21 protein-coding genes are annotated in these 23,123 nt (G+C 74.9%); 7 read left to right on the top strand and 14 right to left on the bottom strand.

Features of this window, described 5'->3' with window-relative positions; translation table 11 throughout:
* Window positions 1–38: 38 nt before the first annotated feature.
* From KPL60_RS28965 to KPL60_RS28955, 3 genes are read right to left on the bottom strand one after another with little or no spacing between them, the layout of a single operon-like run.
* Window positions 39–1,154 (bottom strand): XdhC/CoxI family protein, encoded by a 1,116-nt coding sequence (locus tag KPL60_RS28965; RefSeq protein ID WP_226354047.1) that lies wholly within the window; start codon window positions 1,152–1,154, stop codon window positions 39–41.
* Window positions 1,147–2,328, bottom strand: a complete 1,182-nt coding sequence (locus tag KPL60_RS28960) for a VWA domain-containing protein (protein WP_226367768.1) — start codon at window positions 2,326–2,328, stop codon at window positions 1,147–1,149. Before KPL60_RS28960 ends, KPL60_RS28965 begins: the two co-directional genes overlap by 8 nt.
* A 10-nt stretch (window positions 2,329–2,338) precedes the next feature.
* A complete protein-coding gene (locus KPL60_RS28955) occupies window positions 2,339–3,232 on the bottom strand; it encodes a MoxR family ATPase (protein WP_226354045.1) in 894 nt (297 codons plus the stop codon).
* Window positions 3,233–3,810: 578 nt separating this feature from the next.
* Here KPL60_RS28955 and KPL60_RS28950 point away from each other — a divergent pair.
* Window positions 3,811–4,335: a transglycosylase family protein gene (locus KPL60_RS28950; protein WP_226354044.1), complete on the top strand. Its 525-nt coding sequence runs from the start codon at window positions 3,811–3,813 to the stop codon at window positions 4,333–4,335.
* Window positions 4,336–4,490: 155 nt separating this feature from the next.
* On the opposite strand, the gene KPL60_RS28945 is transcribed toward KPL60_RS28950, so the two are convergent.
* Genes KPL60_RS28945 through moaC form a run of 3 tightly spaced genes read right to left on the bottom strand, consistent with a single transcriptional unit; the run spans window position 4,491 to window position 5,925 of the window.
* Entirely contained in the window at window positions 4,491–4,940 is a 450-nt protein-coding gene (locus KPL60_RS28945) for a molybdenum cofactor biosynthesis protein MoaE (RefSeq protein WP_226367767.1), read from the bottom strand.
* A complete protein-coding gene (locus KPL60_RS28940) occupies window positions 4,937–5,419 on the bottom strand; it encodes a molybdenum cofactor biosynthesis protein B (protein WP_226367766.1) in 483 nt (160 codons plus the stop codon). The genes KPL60_RS28945 and KPL60_RS28940 overlap by 4 nt, the downstream gene beginning before the upstream one ends.
* On the bottom strand, window positions 5,416–5,925 hold the full coding sequence (gene moaC, locus KPL60_RS28935; RefSeq protein WP_083474373.1) for a cyclic pyranopterin monophosphate synthase MoaC: 510 nt from the start codon (window positions 5,923–5,925) through the stop codon (window positions 5,416–5,418). Before moaC ends, KPL60_RS28940 begins: the two co-directional genes overlap by 4 nt.
* 457 nt (window positions 5,926–6,382) lie before the next feature.
* On the opposite strand from moaC, the gene KPL60_RS28930 reads away from it, so the two are divergent.
* Window positions 6,383–6,988 carry a transglycosylase family protein gene (locus KPL60_RS28930; RefSeq protein WP_226354041.1) on the top strand — a complete coding sequence of 202 codons (606 nt, stop codon included), beginning with the start codon at window positions 6,383–6,385 and terminating at the stop codon, window positions 6,986–6,988.
* A 73-nt stretch (window positions 6,989–7,061) separates the two neighbouring features.
* Here KPL60_RS28930 and KPL60_RS28925 read toward each other — a convergent pair whose 3' ends face one another.
* Window positions 7,062–7,664 (bottom strand): NTP transferase domain-containing protein, encoded by a 603-nt coding sequence (locus KPL60_RS28925; protein WP_073576670.1) that lies wholly within the window; start codon window positions 7,662–7,664, stop codon window positions 7,062–7,064.
* Between the two features lie 2 nt (window positions 7,665–7,666).
* Window positions 7,667–7,849: a hypothetical protein gene (locus KPL60_RS28920; protein WP_020623622.1), complete on the bottom strand. Its 183-nt coding sequence runs from the start codon at window positions 7,847–7,849 to the stop codon at window positions 7,667–7,669.
* A gap of 123 nt (window positions 7,850–7,972) precedes the next feature.
* On the opposite strand from KPL60_RS28920, the gene KPL60_RS28915 reads away from it, so the two are divergent.
* Window positions 7,973–10,294, top strand: coding sequence for a helicase-associated domain-containing protein (locus KPL60_RS28915; RefSeq protein WP_226367765.1), 2,322 nt, complete (start codon window positions 7,973–7,975; stop codon window positions 10,292–10,294).
* 78 nt (window positions 10,295–10,372) lie between these two features.
* Here KPL60_RS28915 and KPL60_RS28910 read toward each other — a convergent pair whose 3' ends face one another.
* The 4 genes from KPL60_RS28910 to KPL60_RS28895 form a co-directional block, all read right to left on the bottom strand.
* Window positions 10,373–10,942, bottom strand: a complete 570-nt coding sequence (locus KPL60_RS28910) for an ATP/GTP-binding protein (RefSeq protein WP_224387299.1) — start codon at window positions 10,940–10,942, stop codon at window positions 10,373–10,375.
* Window positions 10,943–10,970: 28 nt separating this feature from the next.
* Window positions 10,971–11,681: a DUF742 domain-containing protein gene (locus KPL60_RS28905; protein WP_226354039.1), complete on the bottom strand. Its 711-nt coding sequence runs from the start codon at window positions 11,679–11,681 to the stop codon at window positions 10,971–10,973.
* Between the two features lie 77 nt (window positions 11,682–11,758).
* Window positions 11,759–12,187, bottom strand: coding sequence for a roadblock/LC7 domain-containing protein (locus KPL60_RS28900; protein ID WP_020623626.1), 429 nt, complete (start codon window positions 12,185–12,187; stop codon window positions 11,759–11,761).
* A complete protein-coding gene (locus KPL60_RS28895) occupies window positions 12,184–16,575 on the bottom strand; it encodes a nitrate- and nitrite sensing domain-containing protein (RefSeq protein ID WP_226367764.1) in 4,392 nt (1,463 codons plus the stop codon). The genes KPL60_RS28900 and KPL60_RS28895 overlap by 4 nt, the downstream gene beginning before the upstream one ends.
* Before the next feature lie 363 nt (window positions 16,576–16,938).
* On the opposite strand from KPL60_RS28895, the gene KPL60_RS28890 reads away from it, so the two are divergent.
* From KPL60_RS28890 to KPL60_RS34935, 3 genes are all read left to right on the top strand, one after another.
* Complete coding sequence (locus KPL60_RS28890) at window positions 16,939–18,600, top strand: DNA repair helicase XPB (RefSeq protein WP_226367763.1); 1,662 nt, start codon at window positions 16,939–16,941, stop codon at window positions 18,598–18,600.
* Between the two features lie 82 nt (window positions 18,601–18,682).
* Window positions 18,683–18,916: a hypothetical protein gene (locus KPL60_RS28885; RefSeq protein ID WP_226354036.1), complete on the top strand. Its 234-nt coding sequence runs from the start codon at window positions 18,683–18,685 to the stop codon at window positions 18,914–18,916.
* Between the two features lie 120 nt (window positions 18,917–19,036).
* Complete coding sequence (locus KPL60_RS34935) at window positions 19,037–19,588, top strand: PspC domain-containing protein (protein WP_308016851.1); 552 nt, start codon at window positions 19,037–19,039, stop codon at window positions 19,586–19,588.
* Between the two features lie 97 nt (window positions 19,589–19,685).
* On the opposite strand, the gene KPL60_RS28875 is transcribed toward KPL60_RS34935, so the two are convergent.
* Window positions 19,686–20,294, bottom strand: a complete 609-nt coding sequence (locus KPL60_RS28875) for a TIGR03086 family metal-binding protein (RefSeq protein ID WP_226354035.1) — start codon at window positions 20,292–20,294, stop codon at window positions 19,686–19,688.
* Between the two features lie 63 nt (window positions 20,295–20,357).
* Here KPL60_RS28875 and KPL60_RS28870 point away from each other — a divergent pair, with 63 nt between their 5' ends.
* Window positions 20,358–21,323, top strand: a complete 966-nt coding sequence (locus KPL60_RS28870; RefSeq protein WP_226367762.1) for a YafY family protein — start codon at window positions 20,358–20,360, stop codon at window positions 21,321–21,323.
* A 91-nt stretch (window positions 21,324–21,414) separates the two neighbouring features.
* On the opposite strand, the gene groL is transcribed toward KPL60_RS28870, so the two are convergent.
* The gene (groL, locus tag KPL60_RS28865) at window positions 21,415–23,043 is read right to left on the bottom strand and encodes a chaperonin GroEL (RefSeq protein ID WP_020622657.1); all 1,629 of its coding nucleotides are present in this window, start codon (window positions 23,041–23,043) and stop codon (window positions 21,415–21,417) included.
* Window positions 23,044–23,123 lie beyond the last annotated feature (80 nt).

The following is a 23,123-nucleotide window of genomic DNA, read 5'->3' as shown; positions in this document are numbered from 1 at the left end:
GTCCGGACCGGCCCCGTCCTGACCGAAAGCGGAGGGACTCAGGACGCGTGGATGGGCCCCTCGCGTTCGGCCAGCCGGATGCCCTCGCCGCCCCAGTGCTGGGCGATCATCTCCGCGGCGATCGACACCGCGGTCTCCTCCGGGGTGCGGGCGCCCAGGTCCAGCCCGATCGGCGACGACATCTTCGCGATCTCGGCCTCGGTCACGCCCCGCTCGCGCAGGCGCTCGAGCCGGTCGTCGTGGGTGCGCCGCGAGCCCATCGCCCCGATGTAGCCGACCTCGGGCAGCCGCAGCGCGACCTCCAGCAGCGGCACGTCGAACTTCGGGTCGTGGGTGAGCACGCACAGCGCGGTGCGCTGGTCGATCCGGCCCGCGTCGGCCTCGGCCTGCAGGTACCGGTGCGGCCACTCGACGACGACCTCGTTGGCCCCCGGGAAGCGGCTCGCGGTCGCGAACACCGGACGGGCGTCGCAGACGGTCACCCGGAAGCCGAGGAAGGTGCCCATCCGGGCCACCGCGGCGGCGAAGTCGATCGCCCCGAACACGATCATGCGGGGCGGCGGCGCGAACGACTCGACGAAGATCTGCAGACCCTCCCCGCGACGCTCGCCGTGGACGCCGTAGGTCAGCGTCGCGTTGCGGCCGGAGTCGAGCAGACCGCGGACGTCGTCGCGCACGGCGTCGTCGATCCGGTCCGAGCCGGTGCCGCCCTCGGTCCGGTCCGGCCAGACGATCAGGCGCCTGCCGAGCAGCTCCGAGGGGCCCGCGACGACCGTGGCCACCGCGACCGGGTCCTCGTCGCGGATCGCCTCGGCGATCCGGCCGAGCTGTGCGTAGGTCTCCGGGGTCACCTTCTCCACGAAGATGTCGAGGATGCCGCCGCAGGTCAGGCCGACGGCGAACGCGTCGTCGTCGGAGACGCCGTAGCGCTGCAGCACCGGTCGTTCCTCGGACAGCACCTGCTGCCCGAGCTCGTAGACCGCGCCCTCGACGCACCCGCCCGAGACCGAGCCGACGGCCTCGCCCGCCGGGCCGACGAGCATCGATGCCCCCGGCTGGCGCGGTGCGGACCGGAAGGTCCCGACCACCGTCGCGAGCGCGGCCGGCTCACCGTTCTTCCACCAGCCTTCGAGCTGGTCGATCACGTCACGCATTGCGCACCACCTCGAGCAGTTTCTCCAGCGTGTCCAGGCTGTGCCCGGCCAGCAGGTCGTCCAAGTGCGGAAGGGCCGCGACTATTCCCCCCTGGACCGGGGCGTAGCCGTCCTTGCCCGCGTGCGGGTTGACCCAGACCAGCCGGTGGGCCAGCCGGGACAGCTGCTCGGCCTGAGTGCCGAGCAGCTCGGTGCCTCCGCGCTCCCAGCCGTCGGAGAAGACGACCACGACCGCCCGCCGGGCCGCACCGCGGCGTCCCCAGCGGTCGACGAAGGCCTGCAGCACCTCGCCCAGCCGGGTGCCGCCCGACCAGTCCGGGATGGCCCTGCCCGCGGCGCGCAGCGCGTGCTCGGGGTCGCGCAGCCGCAGCTCACGGGTGATGCGGGTGAGCCGGGTGCCCAGGGTGAACGCCTCGACCGAGCGCGGCGAGCGACGGACGACGACGTGGGCGAAGCGCATCAGCGCGTCCGCGTAGGGCTCCATCGACCCCGAGACGTCGATCAGCAGCACGACCTTGCGCGGCCGGCGCGAGGTGTCGCGCCGGGCCAGCCGGAAGATCTCGCCCTGGTTGCGCAGCGCCGTGCGCAACGTGCGCTGCGGGTCGGCCTCGCCGTGCCGGTTCCGCCTGCGGCGCCGCGACGCCCGGGTCGGCGGCTCCGGCTTCAGCAGGGTCATCAGCCGGCGCAGGTGCTCGCGCTCGGCGGGGGAGAGCTCCCCGAGGTCGCGGTTGCGCAGGATCTCCGCGCCGGTCGCGGCGGCCTTGATCTGCGGGCCGTCGGTGTCGTCGGGGTCGTCCTCCCCGCCCTCGCTGCCGGGCAGCAGCGCGGCCAGCTTGGGTGGTGCGGGCGGGCGGTCGTCACGGTTGCTCGACGGGCGGTTGCTGGTCGGCTCGAACCAGGACGGGAACGCCAGGTCGTACCGGACGATGTCGTCGGGGTCGGCGCACAGCGTCAGTCGGCCTGCCCAGTACGCCTGGTCCCGGTCGGTGACCTCCAGGGTGTCGAGCGCCTGCAGGTAGGCGGTCACCCGGTCCTGGGTGACCGGGACCCCCGCCGCGCGCAGGACCTCGGTGAACCCGACGAATCCGGTCAGCAGCTCGTCGGTGGTGCCGGTGGGCTCCGCCGCGGGCGGCCGTGGCGGGGCCGCGGGGGACGGGCTCGGGGGGACGGTCATCGCGGCCGGGTCAGGACGCCAGCAGGGTGTCGAGCTGCTTGTGGACCCGGTCGGCGTCCTCCCGGTACTTGAGGACGGCCCCGAGGGTGCGCGCCGCCGACTCCGGATCCAGGTGCCGGGCACCGATCAGCTGCAACGCCCGGGCCCAGTCCAGGGTCTCGGCGACGCCCGGGGGCTTGATCAGGTCGGCGTGGCGCAGCTTCTGCACGGCCCGCGCGACCGACGCGGCGAGGCGCTCGGGCACCTCGGGCAGCCTGCTGTGCAGGATCTCGATCTCGCGCTCGATGTTCGGGTGCTCCAGCCAGAGATAGAGGCAGCGCCGCTTGAGCGCGTCGTGCACCTCGCGCGTCCGGTTCGAGGTGAGGACGACGACCGGCGGCGTCGCGGCGCGCACCTCCCCGAGCTCGGGGATGGTCACCGCGTGCTCGGTGAGGACCTCCAGCAGGAAGGCCTCGAACTCGTCGTCGGCGCGGTCGATCTCGTCGATGAGCAGCACCGACGGGCTGGTGCGCAGCGCCTGCAGGATCGGGCGGGCCAGCAGGAAGCGCTCGTCGTAGAGGCCGGCCTCGACGCTGTCCGGGTCGAACCCGTCGCGCCCGCTCGCGGCCTCCAGGGTGCGCAGGTGCAGCAGCTGCCGGGGGAAGTCCCAGTCGTAGAGGGCCTGACCGGCGTCGATACCGTCGTGGCACTGCAGGCGGATGAGCGGTGCGTCCAGCGTGGCGGCCAGTGCCTGGGCCAGCGCGGTCTTACCGGTCCCCGGCTCGCCCTCGCAGAAGAGCGGACGGTTCATGCGCATGGCGAGGAAGGCCGCCGTCGCGAGACCGTCGTCGGCGAGGTAGCCGGTCGCGCGCAGCGCGTCGGCGAGCTCGTCCGGGCTCCCGGGGCCGGGTGCGGGTTCGTTCACCGAACCAGCATTCAGGACGAGCGGTGAACGCGGCCACACCAGGAGGGCCCCTCCTCACCGCGCGGGCGGGTCCGGGACCTCCCCGTGAAGACGAACGAGGGGCCCGGAAGGTTCGAGTTGCTTCCGGATCAGAAATGTTCACGACCGCGAGATAGGTCCATGATGTGAAGCCGTTGACCAGTGCGTTTAGGGAGAATCTGATAATTACATCGTTGTTACAGTGATTCCGCTCACGGGCCCCTTCATTGACGAATTCTTTCCGCGCATTCACCTTTCTCGTCGGCCGGTCCACCGGAGCGGCCGCCTGAACGAGTCACACATCCGGACCCGCCGCGCCGAACCACCCCCGTCCCGCGGCTGTCCGGTCCGTCGAGGAAACGGAACGGGACGGGGACGAGAGAGACCACCTCCGCGGGCGTCATGGACGTCGCTCCCCGGTCCCGATCGACGCACCCGCGACGACACGGTGGGCACAACTGTGCCCTGGGGACCTCCTGCGCGGAGTGTGCGTGTCCTCGGGACGGCGCGGTGGGAGCGAAACGATGACCAAGGGACCCAAGGGCCGAAGTCTCCTGCGCATGGCTGCGGCGGGTGTCGTCGCGGTCGGCGCGACGGCTGCGATCGCCGGTACCGCCAACGCCGCCCCGGACAGTGTCTGGGACCAGCTCGCCCAGTGCGAGAGCGGCGGGAACTGGTCGATCAACACGGGTAACGGGTACCATGGTGGGCTGCAGTTCTCGCCGTCCACCTGGTCCGCCTACGGCGGCCAGGGCTCGGCGTACAACGCCAGCCGCTCCGAGCAGATCGCCGTCGCCGAGAAGGTGCTGGCCGCCCAGGGCTGGGGCGCCTGGCCGTCCTGCTCGAAGAAGCTGGGCATCACCGGCTACTCGGCCGACACCAACAAGCGTGTGAAGGCGTCGGCCCCCGCCGCCGCGCCGAAGAAGGCCGCCGCCCCGGCCGCCGGTGGCTACACCGTCAAGTCGGGCGACACGCTGGGCCGGATCGCGGCCGCGCACGGCACCTCGGTGGCGAAGCTGGCCGCCGCGAACGGCATCGGCAACGTGAACGTGATCAGCGTCGGCCAGGTCCTGAACCTCGGCTGATCCCGCCGACCGTCCCCGGACCGCCATCCGGGACGGACGGCACGGGGCGCGCGGTGTCCCCAGCACCCGCCCCGGCGGACGACGGCCCGGGTCCCCTTCCCCTCGCGGGGAGGCGGACCCGGGCCGTTCCGTCGTTCCGGGGGTGCGCGGCCGGATCAGGTCGAGTTGACCCATTCGTCGGAGCCGTCGGCGAACCGCTGGTGCTTCCAGACCGGCAGCAGCCGCTTCACCTCGTCGACGAGCTCGGCGCAGGCGGTGAACGCCTCCCCGCGGTGCTCGGCGGCGACGGCGCAGGCGAGGGCGACCTCGCCGATGTCGAGCGGGCCGACCCGGTGGCTGACCGCGAGCGCCCGGACGCCGGGGGAGTGCGCGGCCACCTGCTCGGCGACCTCGGCGACGATCCGGGCGGCCGTCGGGTGCGCGCTGTACTCCAGTCCGTGCACCGACTTGCCGCCGTCGTGGTCGCGCACGACGCCGGCGAAGGTGACGACCGCGCCGGCCGCGGCGTGCTCGACCAGGCGGGCGTGCTCGTCGACGTCGAGCGGCTCCTCGCCGACGGCCGCACGCAGGACCGTCGCGGTCCGCGTGGTCGCGGGTTCGGTCATCGGTGGTCTCCTCCGTGCAGCTGGTCGACCGCGTGGTCGAGGACCCCGGCGAGCATGCCGAGGCCGTCCTTCACCCCGCCCGGGGAGCCGGGCAGGTTGACGATCAGGGTGCGGCCCGCGACCCCGGCCAGGCCGCGGGAGAGCACCGCGGTGGGCACCTTCTCCTCCCCGGCGCGGCGGATCGCGTCGGCCAGGCCCGGGATCTCGTGGTCGAGCACGGCCCGGGTGACCTCGGGGGTGGCGTCGGTGGGGGAGATGCCGGTGCCCCCGGTGGTGACGACGACCGCGACCCCGTCGGCGACGGCCGCCCGCAGCGCCTGCCCGACCGGCTCGCCGTCCGGCACGACGACCGGGTCCGGGGTGTCGTAGCCGCGCTCGCGCAGCCAGGCGACGATCGGCGGCCCGCCGCGGTCGGTGTAGACGCCCGCCGCGGCGCGGTTGGACGCGGTGACGACCCGGGCGGTGCGCGCGGCGGTCATGCCCCGCGCTCCCACAGCCCGGTCTTGCCGCCCTCCTTGCGCTCGACGCGCACGGCGTCGAGCACGGCGGCCGGGTCCACGGCCTTGATCATGTCGTGCAGGGTGAGCCCGGCGACGGCGACCGCGGTCAGCGCCTCCATCTCCACCCCGGTGCGGTCGGTGGTGCGGACCTCGGCGCGGATGGCGACCCGGCCGGCGTCGCCGTCGGTGGCCGGGGTCAGGTCCAGCGTCACCCCGCTGATCGCGATCGGGTGGCAGAGCGGGACGAGGTCCGGGGTGCGCTTGGCGCCCATGATCCCGGCGATGCGGGCGGTGGCGAGTGCGTCGCCCTTGGGGAGGCCGTCGGTCTCCAGCAGGTGCACGACCTCGGCCGTGGTGTGCACGGTCCCGGTCGCGACGGCGGCGCGGCGGCCGGGCTGCTTGTCGGAGACGTCGACCATCCGGGCCGCCCCGGCGTCGTCGACGTGGCTGAGCGCGGGGCCGGGCCGGTTGTGCTCGGTGGTCACGACCCCGACAGTACGGGGGGCGTCGGTAGGGTGGCCCCCGCCACTCCGTGTGCACGGACCGGGGCCCCCGGATGGCCCAGTGACTGTGATCTGTATCACGTTTGTGGAACCGATCGCACTGTTTGCGCGAACGTTTCCCGTTCGTGATCGGGGCTCGTCACCTGCGCAAACGCAGGGCCCGAACATCATGTGTCCGGTACGTCCGACGCCACGCCGTGTCGCCGTCGACTTTCGCGTCGTCCTGACGTGACCTACCTTCGGTCCCGGTTCGGCCGACTCCCCCATGCGGTCGGGCTCCGGTGCCGCAACGCTCCCTGTCCGGCGGTCCACCGGCCCCCGAGGTATCGGTGTGGGACAGGGCCGATCGTCAGACGGATCGGTGGCCGCTCCCCCGGCCGCCGGAACGGGCACCCACTCCCCGGGTGCGGTTCGGGTCGCGTCACGCGGGAGACCTGCCATGCCTCGTTACCGTGGGAAACACCGTAAACCGAGCACCGCCGGCCGCACGATCGTCCGGACCGCCGTCGCCGGTGCCGTCCTCGGCGCCCCGATGCTGGCCGTCGTGGGCACCGCGAACGCCGCCACCGACTCCACCTGGGACTCGCTCGCGCACTGCGAGAGCACCGGGAACTGGGCCGCGAACACCGGCAACGGCTACTACGGCGGCCTGCAGTTCAGTCCGAGCACCTGGAAGGCCTACGGCGGCGGCGAGTACGCCACGTCGGCGCACCAGGCCACCCGGGCCCAGCAGATCGCCGTCGCCGAGAAGGTCCTGGCCGCCCAGGGCTGGAACGCCTGGCCGTCGTGCTCGTCGAAGACCGGCGCGTCCGGGTCCGCCACGCCGCGGACCCTGGAGACCGACACCGGCACCCGGGCCCCGGAGCGCGTGAAGGCCAGCGCCCCCGCGGCGTCGTCCGGCGGCACCTACACGGTGAAGTCCGGCGACACCCTGGGACAGATCGCGGCCGCGCACGGCATCGCGAACTGGAAGGACCTGCTGTCCAAGAACCCGGGCCTCGGCGCCGGGCACCTGATCACCCCCGGCCAGGTCATCAACACCTGATCCCGGCACGACGATGCCCCGGTCCCTCCGCGAGGGACCGGGGCACGCGTGTGTCGGGGGCCGGTGCTGCGGCTCAGGTACCGGCGAGGCGGCGCAGCTGCCCCGGGGTGTCGACATCGTCCGGGACGGCGACGTCGCCGCACTCGACCAGCTCCACGTCGGAGCGGCCGGCCAGGTAGTCACGGGCGCCGGAGTCCCCGGAGGACAGCGCGACGACCCCGGACCAGTGGTCCCGGCCGAGCAACACCGGGTGCCCGGGGACGCCGTCGAACGCGGCGCGCCGCAGCGACGACGGCCCGGCGCCGTCGACGACCCGGCGGATCGCCTCCGGCCCGATGCCCGGCAGGTCGACCAGGTGCACCAGCGCCGCGCCGGTGCCGGGCAGGTGGGTCAGCGACCCGAGCCCGCGCCGCAGCGACGCACCCATGCCCTCGTCCCAGTCCTCGGCGACCACGACACCGACGTCACTGCCGTCGGTACCGAGGCCGGCGCCGCGCAGCACGTCGGTGACGTCGTCGGCGCGGGCGCCGAGCACGACGGTGACCGGGCCGCACCCACCCGCCTGCAGCGCTTTCACCGCCCGCACCGCGAGCGGCTCACCGTGCAGTCGGACCAGCGCCTTCGGGGTGCCCATGCGGCGCCCGGCGCCGCCCGCGAGCAACAGGCCGGCGACCACGGTCAGCGGTTGATCTCGGTGACCGGGTGCTCGTAGGGCACGCTCGCGACCGGGAACTCGATGTCACCGAACGGCGACATGTTTCCCTGGACGCTGCCCAGGAGCTCGGTGACCGGGTGGTCGCCGTCCTCGGAGTGCGGCCACTCCGGGTGGATCCGGTCCTGCTTCGCGGGCTTGGCGGCCATCGCGTCCTCCAGCGTCGTCGTCCGGTCCCGGGCGGGACCGCGGCAGTCTCCTGTGCCCAGTATCGCGGACGCGGGCGCGGCTGTCCGCCCCGGTGCGCCCGCGATCGTCCGACTACCCTGGCGATGATGCAGACGTCCCTGGTCGAGTGGTTGCGCGGGCAGGACGACGGGTTCCTCGCCGCGCTGCTGCGCGCGCGTCCGGACCTCGCCGTCCCACCCCCCGGCGACCTCACCGTGCTCGCGACCCGCGCCTCGATCCGGGCGTCGGTGCAGCGCGCCTGTGAGGACCTGGGCACCGTCGCGCTGACCGTGCTGGACGCGCTGGTGCTGGCGACGGCCTGGCGGACCCCCGCCGACGCGACGACGCCCGGCGCGGGCCTGCGCGGCTGGCTCGGCGCCGACGTCGACGCGGCCACCGTCGCCGAGGGACTCGCCGCGCTGCGCGACCGCGCGCTGGCCTGGGGTCCGGACGACGCGGTGTCGCTGGTCCCCGCGGCCGCCGACGTCGTCGGGCCGTGGCCCGCCGGGCTCGGCGCCCCCGCCACCGGTGCGGCGGCGGGCCCCGAGCTCGGCACGCTGCTCGCCGGGGTGGGCGACGACGAGCGCAAGGTCCTCGACGTGCTCGCCCAGGGCCCGCCGGTCGGCCGCTCCCGCAATGCGAACGGCTCGACCGGGCCGGTCGGCTCGCTCGTCGACAAGGGACTGCTCGTGCGCCGCGACGCCGACACCGTCGAGCTGCCCCGCCAGGTCGCGCTCGCCCTGCGCGGCGACCGTCCGATGGGGCCGCTGGACCTGTCCCGGCCGGACGTCCCGCTGCGCGCGCGGGAGACCTCGCTGGTCGACGGCACCGGCGCGGGGGCTGCGCTGCAGTTCCTGCGCCGCACCGACCTGCTCCTGGAGTGGCTGGCGCGGGAGTCCGTGCCGGTGCTGCGCTCGGGCGGGTTCGGCGTCCGCGAGCTCAAGCGTGCGGCGAAGGCGGCCGACACCGACGAGCCGACCGCCGCGCTGATCCTGGAGATCCTGCACGCCGCGGACCTGGTCGGGGCGACCGAGTCGGTGGCCCCGGAGTGGCTGCCGACCACCACGTGGGACGTCTGGGGGACCGGCCCTGAGGAGTCCCGCTGGGCGGTGCTGGCCCAGGCCTGGCTGGAGCTGCCGCGGCTGCCCGGGCTGGTGGGGCGCCGCGACGAGACCGGCAAGCCGATCACCGCCCTGTCCGACGGGCCGCGCCGTCCGCCGGCCGCGCGGGACCGCCGCCGGGTCCTGGACGCGCTCGCCGACCTCGCGCCCGGCACCTCGGTGGGGTCGCCGGAGGACCTGGCGCGGCTACTGGCCTGGCACGCCCCGCGGCGCGGCGGACGGCTGCGCGACGAGACGGTCGGCTGGACGGTCGCCGAGGCCACCGCGATCGGCGTGGTCGCCCTCGACGCGCTCACCACGGCCGGACGGGTGCTGCTCGACCCGGCCCTGCGCCCGGACCCGGCGCACCCCACCCGGCACCCCACCGAGCTGGCCGCGACGCTGCACGCGGCGCTGCCCGCCCCGGTGGAGGAGATCCTGCTGCAGGCCGACCTGACCGCCGTCGCACCCGGGCGGCTGTCGGCGGACCTCGCGCACGAGCTCGCGATCCTGGCCGAGGTCGAGTCCGCGGGCGGCGCCACGGTGTACCGCTTCACCGAGCGCAGCCTGCGCCGGGCGCTGGACACCGGCCGCACCGCCGACGACGTCCGCGCGATCCTCGAGGCCCGCTCCCGCACCCCGGTCCCGCAGACCCTGACCTATCTCGTGGACGACGTCGCCCGCCGGCACGGCAGGCTGCGCGGCGGCGCGGTCAGCTGCTTCCTGCGCTCCGACGACGAGGTGCTCCTGTCCGAGGTGCTCGCCCACGAGGCGGCCGAGGAGCTGGGGCTGCGCCGGATCGCCCCGACCGTCGTGGTCAGCTCGCTGCCGCTGGCCGAGGTGCTCGACGGGCTGCGGGCCGCCGGGTTCAGCCCGGCCGCGGAGGACGCGGGCGGCGCCGTCGTCGACCTCGGGCCGAAGGGGCGGCGCACCGAGCCGCGGCTGCGTCGCGGCACCCGCGACGCCGGCCGGGTCGTCGACCGGTCCCCGACGAACCGGGCCGAGGAGCTCGTCGAGCGGCTGCGGGCGGGGGACCGCCTGGCCGGGGTGCGCGACAGCGTCGCCGGGCGGCGTGAGCTCACCGGCGCGACCGGGAACCTGGCCTCGCTGCAGGAGGCGGTGCGCGAGGGCCGGACCGTGTGGATCGGCTACGTCGACGCGCACGGCGTCGCCGGGGACCGGGTGCTCGCGCCGGTCTCGGTCGGCGGCGGGTACGTCGAGGGCCGTGACGCGCTCGACGGCGAGCTGCGCCGCATCCAGCTGCACCGCATCACCTCGATCGCGCCGGTGGACGCCGGATCGGAGCAACCGGCCGGACGCGACTAGCCCCGGACGCGGTACCGCGGCGGCGCCGGCACGCGAGGTGCCGGCGCCGCCGCGGTGTCCGGGTCGGTCGGGTACGGGTCAGCGCGCGCCGGCGGCCATCCGCTGGTGCATCGCGTGCTGCACCAGCGCGATCAGGGTCTCCTTGGTCGACTGCCGGTGCCGGGCGTCGCACACGACCATCGGGACGGCCGGGTCGATCGACATCGCCTCGCGCACGTCGTCGAGGGTGTGCTGCAGCTGCCCGTCGAAGGCGTTGACCCCGACGACGTAGGGCAGGCCACGGTCCTCGAAGAAGTCGATCGCGGCGAAGGAGTCGGCCAGGCGCCGGGTGTCGACGAGGACGACGGCGCCGATCGCGCCGCGGACCAGGTCGTCCCACATGAACCAGAACCGCTGCTGGCCCGGCGTACCGAACAGGTAGAGCACCAGGTCGGAGTCCAGCGAGACGCGGCCGAAGTCCATCGCGACGGTCGTGGACCGCTTGTTGGGGGTGGCGGAGAGGTCGTCGTGCGACGCGCTCGCCTCGGTCATCACCGCCTCGGTGGTCAGCGGCATGATCTCCGAGACCGATCCGACGAAGGTGGTCTTCCCGACGCCGAACCCACCGGCCACCACGATCTTGGCCGACATCGTCGCGGCACGGGCCATCCCGGCCGCGGGCTGGGGCGGCTGTGGCCTAGAGCCGACGGAGTCCACTCAACACCCTTTCCATCAGCGCGAGGTCCGGCGCGTTGCCGGGGGTGCTCGCGGTCTGGTGAACGGTCACCGTGCCGTTCGAGGCCATGTCCCCGAGCAGCACCCGGGCCACGCCCAGGGGGAGCGACAGCAGCGCCGCGACCTCGGCCACCGAGCGGGTCTGCTCGAGCAGCAGGTCGGCGACGGAGCGGTGCTCCATCGGCAGCCGTTCCAGCTGGCTGCGGGCCCGGTTGCTGACCGAGACCAGGGTCTCGACGGCCAGCTCGTAGCCCGACTTGGTCCGTCCCCGCGTCCAGGCGTAGGGCCGGACGAAGGCGGCGCCACCCGCGGACGGGGGCACCGGCGGCGGCGCTGCCACTGGGTCGTGCGCGGGGCTCGGCCCCGTGTTCTGTGCCGGGTACGGCGACGGCGCCGGCCGGTCCGGCCGGTCACCGGTCCGCTGGGCCTCCAGCTCGGCCGGGGTGGGCGGCAGCCCGTAGGCCGCCGACCCACCGATGGGACCGGTCACCTCGGCCGGGTCCGGCGGTGGGACCGGCCGCCCGGGGGCGGCGACCTCCGGCTCGACGTCGTCCTCCGGACGGTTGCGCCCCCATCGGCGCTTCTTCGGCTTGCGCTTGGAGTCCAGGCTGAACCCGTTCATGACGTCGGCGAACGTCGGCTCGGGGCCGTGTCCGCCCGGGTCCTGGGTCATCGGATCTCACCCGCTCTGGTCGATCCTGGGATGGGGTGCATGACGGTAACGCGTCCTGGGGGTCCGGAGTCGCGGCCTCAGGGCCCGAACGAACCCTGCAGCTCCGCGCGCAGCTCCGGGGTGAGCAGCTGGCCGACCCGGTCGACCAGCAGCGTCATCTCGTAGCCGACGAGGCCGATGTCGCAGCTCGGCGAGGCGAGCACGGCCAGGCAGGAGCCGTCGCTGATCGACATCAGCAGCACGATCCCGCGGTCCATCTCGACGACGGTCTGCACGACGCCACCGGCGTCGAAGCAGCGCGCGGCGCCCTGGGTCAGGCTGACCAGACCGGATGCGACGGCGGCGAGCTGGTCGGCCCGGTCGCGCGGCAGCCGGTCGGACGCGGTCAGCAGCAGCCCGTCGGTCGACACCACGATGGCGTGCGCGACACCCGGGACGCGCTCCGCGAAGTTGGTGACCAGCCAGCCGAAACGGCTCTGGCTCGGCTGTGCCTGCGGTGCCCTCACTGGTTCTCCTCGGGGTCGGACGAGTTCGGTCGGTCCGCGGCGGGCTCGGGGGTGCCGGTCGCGGTGGTGTCCTGCGGGGCACGGGTGCCCTGCCGGTCGTGCTGGTCCTGCGGGTCGTGCTGCTCGGAGTCGCCGTCGACCGTGTCCGTCGTGCCGGCCAGTGCGTTGCGGCGGACACCGGAGGCGCTCTCCCGGCCCTGACGCACGCCCTGCTGGTAGCTGGCGAGACGGCCACGGACGCTCTCGGCGTCCCTCGGCTCCGCCGGAGCGGGGCTGAGCACGGTCGATCCTGCCGCACTGCCCGGGAGCAGTCGCGCCCGCGGGCGTCGCTTGGGCAGTCCGGCGGTCGTCAGGTCGTCACCGGTGGTCTCCGACTCGTCGCCGTCGGTGGCCTCGCGGGCCTGCCGCCAGACGTCGTCGGCGGGGGAGGCGAAGCCCGACGGGGGCGCCGGGGCGTCGGCCGCGGCGGGGGCCGGAGCACCGGCCGGGGCGCCGCCGTTCGGGCCGGCACCGTCCTGCCAGCGGACCGGCACCGAGCGGTTCGAGCGAAACCAGGCGGAGGCGATGTCGTCGAAGATCGGGGTGGTCTGACCCATGTCGAACCCGGTCTGGGCCCGGGCCGACTCGACCGCCCCGGGGCGCCGGAGCTGACCCCGGTCGCCCTCGACGGGCACCTTCGGTGCGAACAGCTCGTCCTGCGAGGAACCGGCGGCGTTCGCGGCGAGGCTCGCCGGGCCCGCGGCCCGGCCACTCTCCCGCTTCGGCAGCGGTGCGGGTGCCTGCCGGCCCGGCGCCTGCTGCACCGGACGCTCCTGCGGCGCCTCCGGGTGCTGAGCCTGTGGGACCGGCTGAGCCTGCTGGACCGGCTGTGCCTGCTGGGAGGCGGGCTGCTGCGGTCCGCGGGCCGGTGCCGGGGGCGGGCCCTGGCGGCCGGGCCCACGGGTGGGCAGCGCCGGTCCGGCGCCGCGGGCCGGCATGACCGGGCGTCGCGACGGGGAGGGGCGGGACCCGTTGGTGCGGGCCGGGAGCGGCCCGCCCATCGGCGTACGGCCGGACGGGCGGATCGTCGGGAGGGCCGCGGTCTCGGGGTCGGTACCGGCGGAGCCGCCGTCCCCGGATCCGGTCTCCCCGGACCCGCCGTCCGCTGCCGAGCCGTCCACGGATGCGGTGTCCGCGGGACGGTCGCCGTCGGCGCCGGTCCCGGGGACCTCCGTGGACGCGGCCGCCCCGGTGGTGTCGTCCGCGGTGGTGTCGGACGGGGCGCTCACGTCGGTTCCGGTCGCGTCCGCGGTCCCGGTCCCGGTCCCGTCGTGGGCGTGACCGTCGGTCCCGCGGGCGTCGGTGCGGTCCCCGGGGGCCGGGGGGAACGGCGCGATGCCGTTCGTCCGGGCCGCGAGCGGGGTCTCCTCCGGGGCGGTCCCGTCGGTGTCCCGGACGGCGTCCCGGTCGGTGGCGTCCTCGGTGTCCCCGTCGGCGTCCCGGTCGGCGACCGTGTCGGTGGCCCGGGGGGCCTCGGAGCCGTCGGTGTCCGGGTCGGTCGCGTCCGGACCGGCCTCGGTGTCGGCGTCGGCCTCCGCGGAGCCCTCGTCGTCGGCCGGGGTCCGCCGCTGGTCCTCGGGACGGTCACCGATCGCCCGGTCCAGGACGACGGTGTCGTCCATGTCGCGGTCGGCGCGGGCCCGGGCCGCGGCGGCCGCCGCAGCGGCACCCGCCAGCCCGAGCGCGGCGGCGGCCGACGGGGCCGCGGTGCCGCCGGAGTGGTCCGCGTCGTCGGTGCCGTCCGTATCGGTGTGGTCGCCGTCGGTGTGGTCGGTGCCGTCGGCGGGGACCGCGGCCTCGGTGTCCTCGGTGTCCGTGAGGGACCCGGCGCCGGTGCCCGCGTCGCCGGACGGGCCGTCACCGTCGCCGGACGGGGCCGGGCCGGTGCCCCGGAACGCCTCGGCGCCGCGCGGGGCGTCGCCGTCGGCGGGACCGGAGCCGGCCTCGTCGGCCGGGGTGAAGACGTCGGCCGGGGTACGCCCGTCGCGCGCGCCGTCCTGCGACGGCGCGAAGGCCGACAGACCCTGCGGGGCGGACCCGTTCAGGGTCGGGGCCGACCCGTCGGCGGTCTGCCCGCCGGCGTCGCCGGGGGCCGCGTTCTTCGTCAGCGACGACCCCGGACGGCGCGTCGGCAGGCTCGAGCCCGAGCCGTTGCGCGCCGTCGTGGACGAGGGCGTACCGGTCTCGAAGGTCGGGGTCATCGGGCCGTCGGAGCCCGCGACCATCGACGGCAGCGACCCACCGCGACCGTTCCCGTTCACCGCGACCGGGGAGTCCGGGCGGGGCCCGTCGGGCGCTCCGCCGCCGGTCAGCGCCGGGGCCGGCAGCTGCGGGGCCTGCTGCTCGCCACCCTGGGGCGGCACGCCGCCCCAGGTGCCCGGGTCGCCGTCGCGGCGCTGCTCGGGCAGCTGCGCGGAGGGCACCAGCTGCGGCGGGACGGTCACCGAGGCGCTCAGCCCACCGGAGCCGCCGCCGACGGCGGCCGAGGCGAGCCGGACGCCGACGCGGTGCCGTGCGGCCAGCCGGCCGACCACGAACAGGCCCATCCGCCGGGAGGCCGACACGTCGACCTCGGCCGGGCCGGACAGGCGCTGGTTGGCGTCGACCAGCTCGGAGTCGGTCATGCCGACACCGCGGTCGGAGATCTCGACCAGCAGCGACTCGTCGGCGGTGCGGGTCGTCGACATGACGACCTGCGAGTCCGGCGGCGAGAAGTTCGTCGCGTTGTCCAGCAGCTCGGCGAGCAGGTGGACGAGGTCGTTCGCGGCGCGACCGGCGATCGTCGCGTTCGGCGGGGTCTGCACGACGACCCGCTGGTACTGCTCGACCTCCGACACCGCGGCCCGCAGGACGTCGACGACCTGCACCGGCGCCACGTTCCGCTTCGCCAGGTCGGTGCCCGCCAGGACCAGCAGGTTCTCGCTGTTGCGGCGCATACGGGTCGCGAGGTGGTCCAGCTGGAACAGGTTCGACAGCTGGTCCGGGTCCTGCTCGTTGCTCTCCAGCTGCTCGATCAGCTGCAGCTGGCGCTCGACCAGCGCCTGCGAGCGGCGGGAGAGGTTGACGAACATCGAGTTGACGTTCTGCTGCAGCGCGGCCTGGTCGGCGGCGAGGCGGATCGCCTGGCCGTGCACGGCGTCGAAGGCCCGTGCCACCTGGCCGATCTCGTCGCGGCTGTCCAGCGGGACCGGCTCGACGAGCGCGTTCGGTGCCTGCCCGGAGCGCATGCTCTGCACCGCCGCGGGCAGCTTCTGCTCCGCGACCTCGAGCGCCGAGCTGCGCAGCAGGCGCAGCGAACGGACCATCTGACGGCCCAGCAGCAGGATGATGCCCGCGGTCAGCAGGATCGTGAGCATCAGCAGCACGGAGTTGAGGCCCGCGGTGTTGCCCGCCTGCTCGGCGGCCGCGGCCCGGCCGTCGACGAACGCCTGCTCGGCGGCGGCGGTGGACTGGTCTACCGCGGCGACGGACCGGTCGACGGCGGCGTTCCACGCGTTCGGGTCGACCGGCGGCGCGACCCCCGGCGGGACCGCGAGTGCCTGGTCGCGCAGCGCGTTGCGCTCGCCGTTCGCCTGGCCCGCGCCGAAGTTCCCGAAGGACTCGGCCTGCTCCGGCGTCAGCGACGACTGGAAGTCACCGGCCGCGGCCTGGAACGAGGCCTCGGCCCCGGTGACCTGCGCGCGCTGCTGCTCCTCCAGCGTCCCCGCGGCGAGCGCGCCACCGATCACGGTGCGCTCGAGCTGCAGGGCCTCGCGGGCGCTCGACCCGGCGGCGATCGCCGTGGTCAGGCCGGCGGTGTCGGCGGTCTGCAGCCGCCCCACCAGCGCCCGGTCCAGCCCCAGCGTGCGCTGGACGACCGTGGTGTAGCGGCCGGTGAGGTCGGCGGCCGCGGTCGGGCCCTCGGCGACCTGCGACCGGATGACCGGCAGCTGGCCCAGCGTGGTGTCCGCCTGCCGGCGGGCCGTGGCCAGGTCGGGGGCCTGCTGCTCGGCGGTGTCGAGCCCCGCCGTGGTGGCCTGCAGCGCCTGGTCGGTCGTGGCCTGCGCCCGGTCGACGGCGGCCCGGTCACCGAGCCGGTTGCCCGCCACGAAGCGGACCGCGGCGTCGCGCTCGGTCTGCAGTGCGCCGGTCAGCGTCTCGATCTGGCGGTGCACGTCGACCAGGCCGCTGCCGCGGCCGAGCTCCTCGGCCACGTTGGCCTGGTCGACGACGCGGACGGCGCCGATGGACAGGGCGAGGACCGTGGGCACCAGACCGACGACCGCCAGCTTGGCGACCAGGCTCCAGTTCCGCGGGTCGAGTCGCTCCGACCACGTGCTCGGGCGTTCCGTGCTGGTCACGGTGGTCACGGCGAGATCTCCCTGTCGGTCTCCGGTCCGGGGACGGGCGGCGCGGCGGGCACGAGGTCGGGGAGCATCAGCTGGTCCGGTGCGCCTTTCGGGGTCACGACGGGAACCGCTCGACCACACCACGACCGACACGGGGCGGCGGTTGCCGCGTCCCGGGGGAGTCGGACGGATATGATCGTGCCGGGTCCCGTCTGTGCGTGACGGACGGCTGCCGAGTCTAGCCCCCGGAACCCCCGTCTCCCGAGTGGCGTAGGGCCGGTTGCCTCATGGTCACGTGACGTGACACACGCCGACCGCTCGTCTCCGCTCGGCGTCCGGCGGACCCGCACCGCTCCGTTCCCCGGCCTCGAGAGGATTCGTTCCGTGACCGACGGCCCCCTGATCGTCCAGTCCGACAAGACGCTGCTGCTCGAGGTCGACCACCCCGACTCCGCGGCGGCCCGTGCGGCCATCGCGCCCTTCGCCGAGCTGGAGCGGGCGCCCGAGCACGTCCACACCTACCGGGTCACCCCGCTGGCCCTGTGGAACGCGCGCGCCGCCGGGCACGACGCCGAGCAGGTCGTCGACGCGCTGGTCCGCTGGGCCCGCTACCCGGTCCCGCAGCCGCTCCTGGTCGACGTCGTCGACACGATGGGGCGCTACGGGCGGCTGCAGCTGTCCAACCACCCCGCGCACGGCCTCGTCCTCACCGCGCTGGACCGCGCCGTGCTGGAGGAGATCCTCCGGCAGAAGAAGATCAGCCCGATGCTGGGCGCGCGGCTCGACGACGACACCGTCGTCGTGCACCCGTCCGAGCGCGGGCACCTCAAGCAGGCGCTGCTCAAGGTCGGCTGGCCTGCCGAGGACCTCGCCGGGTACGTCGACGGCGAGGCCCACCCGATCGCCCTGGAGCAGGACGGCTGGACGCTGCGCGACTACCAGCAGCAGGCCGTCGACGGGTTCTGGGAGGGCGGCTCGGGCGTGGTCGTGCTGCCCTGCGGCGCCGGCAAGACGCTGGTCGGTGCGGCCGCGATGGCCAAGGCTGGCGCGACGACCCTGATCCTGGTCACCAACACCGTCTCCGGGCGGCAGTGGAAGCGCGAGCTGATCGCGCGGACGTCGCTGACCGAGGAGGAGATCGGCGAGTGCTCGGGCGAGAAGAAGGAGATCCGCCCGGTCACCATCGCCACCTACCAGGTCGTCACCCGCAAGACCAAGGGCGAGTACAAGCACCTGGAGCTGTTCGACTCCCGCGACTGGGGCCTGGTCGTCTACGACGAGGTGCACCTCCTCCCGGCGCCGGTCTTCCGGATGACGGCGGACCTGCAGTCCCGCCGCAGGCTCGGCCTCACCGCGACCCTGGTCCGCGAGGACGGCCGCGAGGGCGACGTGTTCTCCCTGATCGGCCCGAAGCGCTACGACGCCCCGTGGCGTGACATCGAGGCGCAGGGCTGGATCGCGCCCGCCGAGTGCATCGAGGTGCGGGTCACGCTGACCGACGCCGAGCGGATGTCCTACGCGACGGCGGACTCCGAGGAGCGCTACCGGACGGCGTCGACGGCGAACACCAAGCTCAACGTCGTGCAGGCGATCCTCGACCGGCACTCCGGGGAGCAGACGCTCGTCATCGGGGCCTACCTGGAGCAGCTCGACGCGCTGGGGGAGAAGCTCGGTGCCCCGGTCATCCAGGGCTCCACCCGCAACAAGGAGCGGGAGAAGCTGTTCGACGCGTTCCGCCGCGGTGAGATCGCGACGCTGGTCGTCTCCAAGGTCGCGAACTTCTCCATCGACCTGCCGGAGGCGACGATCGCGGTGCAGGTCAGCGGCACGTTCGGGTCCCGACAGGAGGAGGCCCAGCGGCTCGGGCGCCTGCTGCGCCCGAAGAACGACGGCCGCCAGGCGCACTTCTACTCGGTGGTGTCCCGCGACACCGTGGACACCGACTACGCCGCGCACCGGCAGCGCTTCCTCGCCGAGCAGGGCTACGCCTACCGGATCGTCGACGCCGACGACCTCCTCGGCCCCGCCCTGCCCGACGCCGGCTGAGCCCGCTCACCCGGACCGGGGGCCTCCGTACGGCGCCGATCACGGGCACACTGGTGCCGTTCGCGACGGCCGGGGAGGGCACATGTCGACCGCCCTGTGGATCCTCGTGGGGATCGGGGCGTGGCTGGTCCTGTCGGTCGTCGTCGCGCTGGTGCTCGGCCGGGTGGTGCGCATGCGGGACCGGCAGGTGCCCGACCCGCCGCCCCGGCCGGGCCCGCCGTCCGCGGCCCCGCCGGAGCAGCGCGGCCCGGTCGAGCCGCCGCCCGGCCACCTCCCGCCCGGATCCCGCCCGCCCGAACCCCGCCCGCCGGGCTGAGCGGCACCGCGACCCCGGGACGCGCGGGGCCGCGCCCCTGAGACGGGGCCGTCCCGGCTCCGGGTCGGTCTCCGGGCTCGTCCCGAGTCCCGGCGCGCGCCGGGACGACAGCCTGGAGCCATGGAGAACAACGCGAGCACGACCGGCACGGCACCGACCGGGACCGACGTCCACGACGCCTCGACCGAGGCCGTCGGGACCGACGACGCCGGGGTGACCGCCCGGGTTCCGGTCGCCGCGGCGGCCACCGGTCCCGACACGCTCGGCGCCGCCGGGGGCGCCACCCCCGGCATGCCGGAGGGCACCGGCACCGCGGGACCCGAGGTCCCGCCCACCGGCACCGGCCCCTCCGACGCGGGCCCGGCCGCCGCTCCGCACCCCGGGGCCGCCCACCCCGGTCCGGGCACCGGGGCGCCGTACACCGCGGGCGCGCCGTACGGCGGCGCCGGGACCCGGACGACGGCGCAGGCGATCGGCGACCGCGTCGCCGCGTTCCGGCTCCGGCGCAGCAGCACTGACCGAATGCTCGGCGGTGTCTGCGGCGGTCTCGCCGCCGACCTGGGTGCGGACGCCGCGCTGCTGCGCATCGCGGTCCTCGTCCTGACCCTGTTCACCGGCGGCGCGGCGGCACTGGTCTACCTCGCCGCCTGGCTGATCGCACCGGCCGCCTGAGCCGGCGGGGTGGGCGGGGTGTCGGCGTCGCGGCTCACGAGGGGGAGCCGCGACGCCGGAGCCCCGGTCCACTCAGGGCGTCAGCCCACCCGGCCCGTCAGCCGACCCAGCCCGTCGACACCCGGCCCGACCAGTTCGCCAGCCGCTCGGTCGGCCCCGCCTCCGGGCGGTGCTCCACGACCGGGCCGAACGGCACCGGGCCGCCACGCCGCTCGGCGGGCAGGTACGCGTGGGCGGTGGCGAGCGCCGTCGTCGCCAGCTCCGGGTCGGCCTCCGGGTCCTGCCCGGTGGCGACGGCCAGGTCCCAGCCGTGCACCAGCGTCTCGTTCAGGTAGACGGCCAGTGCGGCCCGCGCCGGGACCTCGCCGAACGGCAGCCGCGCGACCCGGTCGAGGAGCGCCTCGCCGTCCGGGCCGGACCAGACGGCCTGCAGTGCCGCCGCCTCGTCGACGTAGGCGGACACCGGGTCGTCGAGGACGTCGTCGCTGACCAGCGGGGCGGCCATCGGGTCGGTCCCGGCGGCCAGCGCCGCCGGCCTGCGCAGCGTCGTGACCAGGTGCGCGAGCAGGGTGCGGACGTCGAAGTCGTCGCAGGGGGTGGGGTCGGCCATCCGGTCGGCGGGGACGGCCCGGGCGAGGCCGGCGACCCAGTCGAGAGCGGCCAGGTAGGCGGGGCGCGGGTCGGTGGTGAGCGTCGGGTTCGTCATGGGCGCCAGCGTGCCCGCGATACCCGACACCTCCTGTCGTGATTCCGTGACATTCTCCGGGACGTGCGCGCCGACCGGCTCCTGTCCCTCGTGCTCCTGCTGCGCCACCGCGGCCGGACCACCGCCGCCGTGCTCGCGCGCGAGCTGGAGGTCTCCGAGCGCACCGTGCTGCGCGACGTCGAGGCCCTGTCCGCCGCGGGCATCCCGGTCTACGCCGAACGCGGCAGGCACGGCGGCTTCGCGCTGCTGCCGGGCTTCACCACCGACCTCACCGGCCTGACCCCGGGGGAGGCGGTCGCGCTGCTCGGCTCCGGCGCGACGTCGACGCCCGGCGCGCTCGGGCTGGGGCCGGAGTTCGCCTCGGCCATGCGCAAGATCGTCGCCGCGCTGCCGGACGCCGCCCGGGAACAGGCCACCGACGCCGCCGGCCGGGTGCTGGTCCGGCGCGGTGGCTGGCTGCGCGACTCCGACGACGGCGCGACCACCGACGTGCTCACCGCCGTCCAGCGCGCGGTGTTCGGCGGGGTCCGGCTCCGCATCCGCTACCGGACCGGGACCCGGCCGGGGGCGGAGCCCGGGCCCGCCGCCGAACGCGTCGTCGACCCGGTCGGGCTGGTCCAGGCGTCGGGGCGCTGGTACCTGCTGGCGCTGCGCGACGGGGAGGACCGCACCTACCGGGTGTCGCGGATCGAGGAGGCCGAGCCGCTGGCCGAGCCCGCGCACCGGCCCGAGGGCGTAGACCTGGAGGAGCTGTGGCTGCGCCGCCGGGAGGACTTCCGGGCACGGCGGCCCGGGGTCCGGGTCCGCCTCGCGCTGCCCGCCGACCGCCGCGACGCGCTGTCCGCCGTCACCGTCGACGAGGAACGGACCCGGGACGGGACGACCGAGGTCGTCGCCGCGTTCGGGGACCTCGTCCACGCCGGGCGGGTGCTGTGGCCGTTGCTGCCGGACGTGCGGGTGCTGGACCCGCCGGAGCTGGTGACGGCGCTGCGGGAGCGGGCCCGCGCGGCCGTCGTCGCCCTGGGGTGACGGCGGCCCCCGGACGCGCCGCGGGGGCGGCACCGGCGAACCGGTACCGCCCCCGCGGGGTGGTGCTGTGTGCCTGGTGAGGCAGGACCGATCAGAAGTCCATGCCACCCATGCCACCGGTCGGGTCGGCGGGGGCGCCGCCACCCTTCTCCGGCTTGTCGGCGATGACCGCCTCGGTGGTGAGGAACAGGGCCGCGATGGAGGCCGCGTTCTGCAGCGCCGAGCGGGTCACCTTGGCGGGGTCGATGATCCCGGCCTTGATGAGGTCCTTGTACTCGCCGGTGGCGGCGTCGAGGCCCTCACCGGTGGGCAGGTTGCGGACCTTCTCCGCGACGACGCCGCCCTCGAGGCCGGCGTTGACCGCGATCTGCTTGAGCGGGGCCTCCAGCGCGACCTTGACGATGTTCGCGCCGGTGGCCTCGTCACCGTCCAGGCCGAGGCCCTCGAACAGACCGGCACCGGCCTGGATGAGCGCCACGCCGCCGCCGGCGACGATGCCCTCCTCGACGGCCGCCTTCGCGTTGCGGACGGCGTCCTCGATGCGGTGCTTGCGCTCCTTGAGCTCGACCTCGGTCGCCGCGCCGGCCTTGATGACGGCGACGCCGCCGGCCAGCTTGGCGAGGCGCTCCTGGAGCTTCTCGCGGTCGTAGTCGGAGTCGGTGCGGTCGATCTCGGCGCGGATCTGGTTGACCCGGCCGGCGATCTGGTCGGCGTCACCGGCGCCGTCGACGATGGTGGTCTCGTCCTTGGTCACGACGACCTTGCGGGCGGTGCCCAGCAGGGACAGGTCGGCGGTGTCGAGCTTGAGGCCGACCTTCTCCGAGATGACCTCGCCACCGGTCAGGATGGCCATGTCGGCCAGCATCGCCTCGCGGCGGTCACCGAAGCCCGGGGCCTTGACGGCGACGGACTTGAAGGTGCCACGGATCTTGTTGACGACCAGGGTGGCCAGGGCCTCGCCCTCGACGTCCTCGGCGATGATGGCGAGCGGCTTGCCCGACTGCATGACCTTCTCCAGCAGCGGGAGCAGGTCCTTGACGGTCGAGATCTTGGAGGAGACGAGGAGGACGTACGGGTCCTCGAGCTCGACCTCCATGCGCTCGGCGTCGGTCACGAAGTAGGGCGAGATGTAGCCCTTGTCGAAGCGCATGCCCTCGGTGAGCTCGAGCTCGAGCCCGAAGGTCTGCGACTCCTCGACCGTGATGACGCCTTCCTTGCCGACCTTGTCCATCGCCTCGGCGATGAGCTCACCGATCTGCGGGTCGGCGGCCGAGATGGAGGCCGTGGCAGCGATCTGCTCCTTGGTCTCGATCTCCTTGGCCGACTTCAGCAGCGCCTGGGAGACGGCCTCGGTGGCCTTCTCGATGCCGCGCTTGAGCGACATCGGGTTCGCGCCGGCGGCCACGTTGCGCAGGCCCTCACGGACCAGCGCCTGGGCCAGCACGGTGGCGGTGGTGGTGCCGTCGCCCGCGATGTCGTCGGTCTTCTTGGCGACCTCCTTCACCAGCTCGGCGCCGATCTTCTCCCAGGAGTCCTCGAGCTCGATCTCCTTGGCGATCGACACACCGTCGTTGGTGATGGTCGGCGCGCCCCACTTCTTCTCGAGCACGACGTTGCGGCCCTTCGGGCCCAGCGTCACCTTGACGGCGTCGGCGAGGGTGTTCATGCCCCGCTCGAGGCCCCGACGGGCCTCCTCGTCGAACGCGATCTGCTTCGCCATGGGGGTGTTGCCCTCCGATAGAGGTGAGTCGAGTGATCGGATGCGGTGCCCGCGACGGACGCCCGGCAACCCTGCGCCGG

The sequence above is a fragment of the Pseudonocardia sp. ICBG162 genome, assembly GCF_020496225.1.
Taxonomy (GTDB): Bacteria; Actinomycetota; Actinomycetes; order Mycobacteriales; family Pseudonocardiaceae; genus Pseudonocardia; species Pseudonocardia alni.
This window is presented reverse-complemented; position numbering and strand designations above follow the sequence as displayed.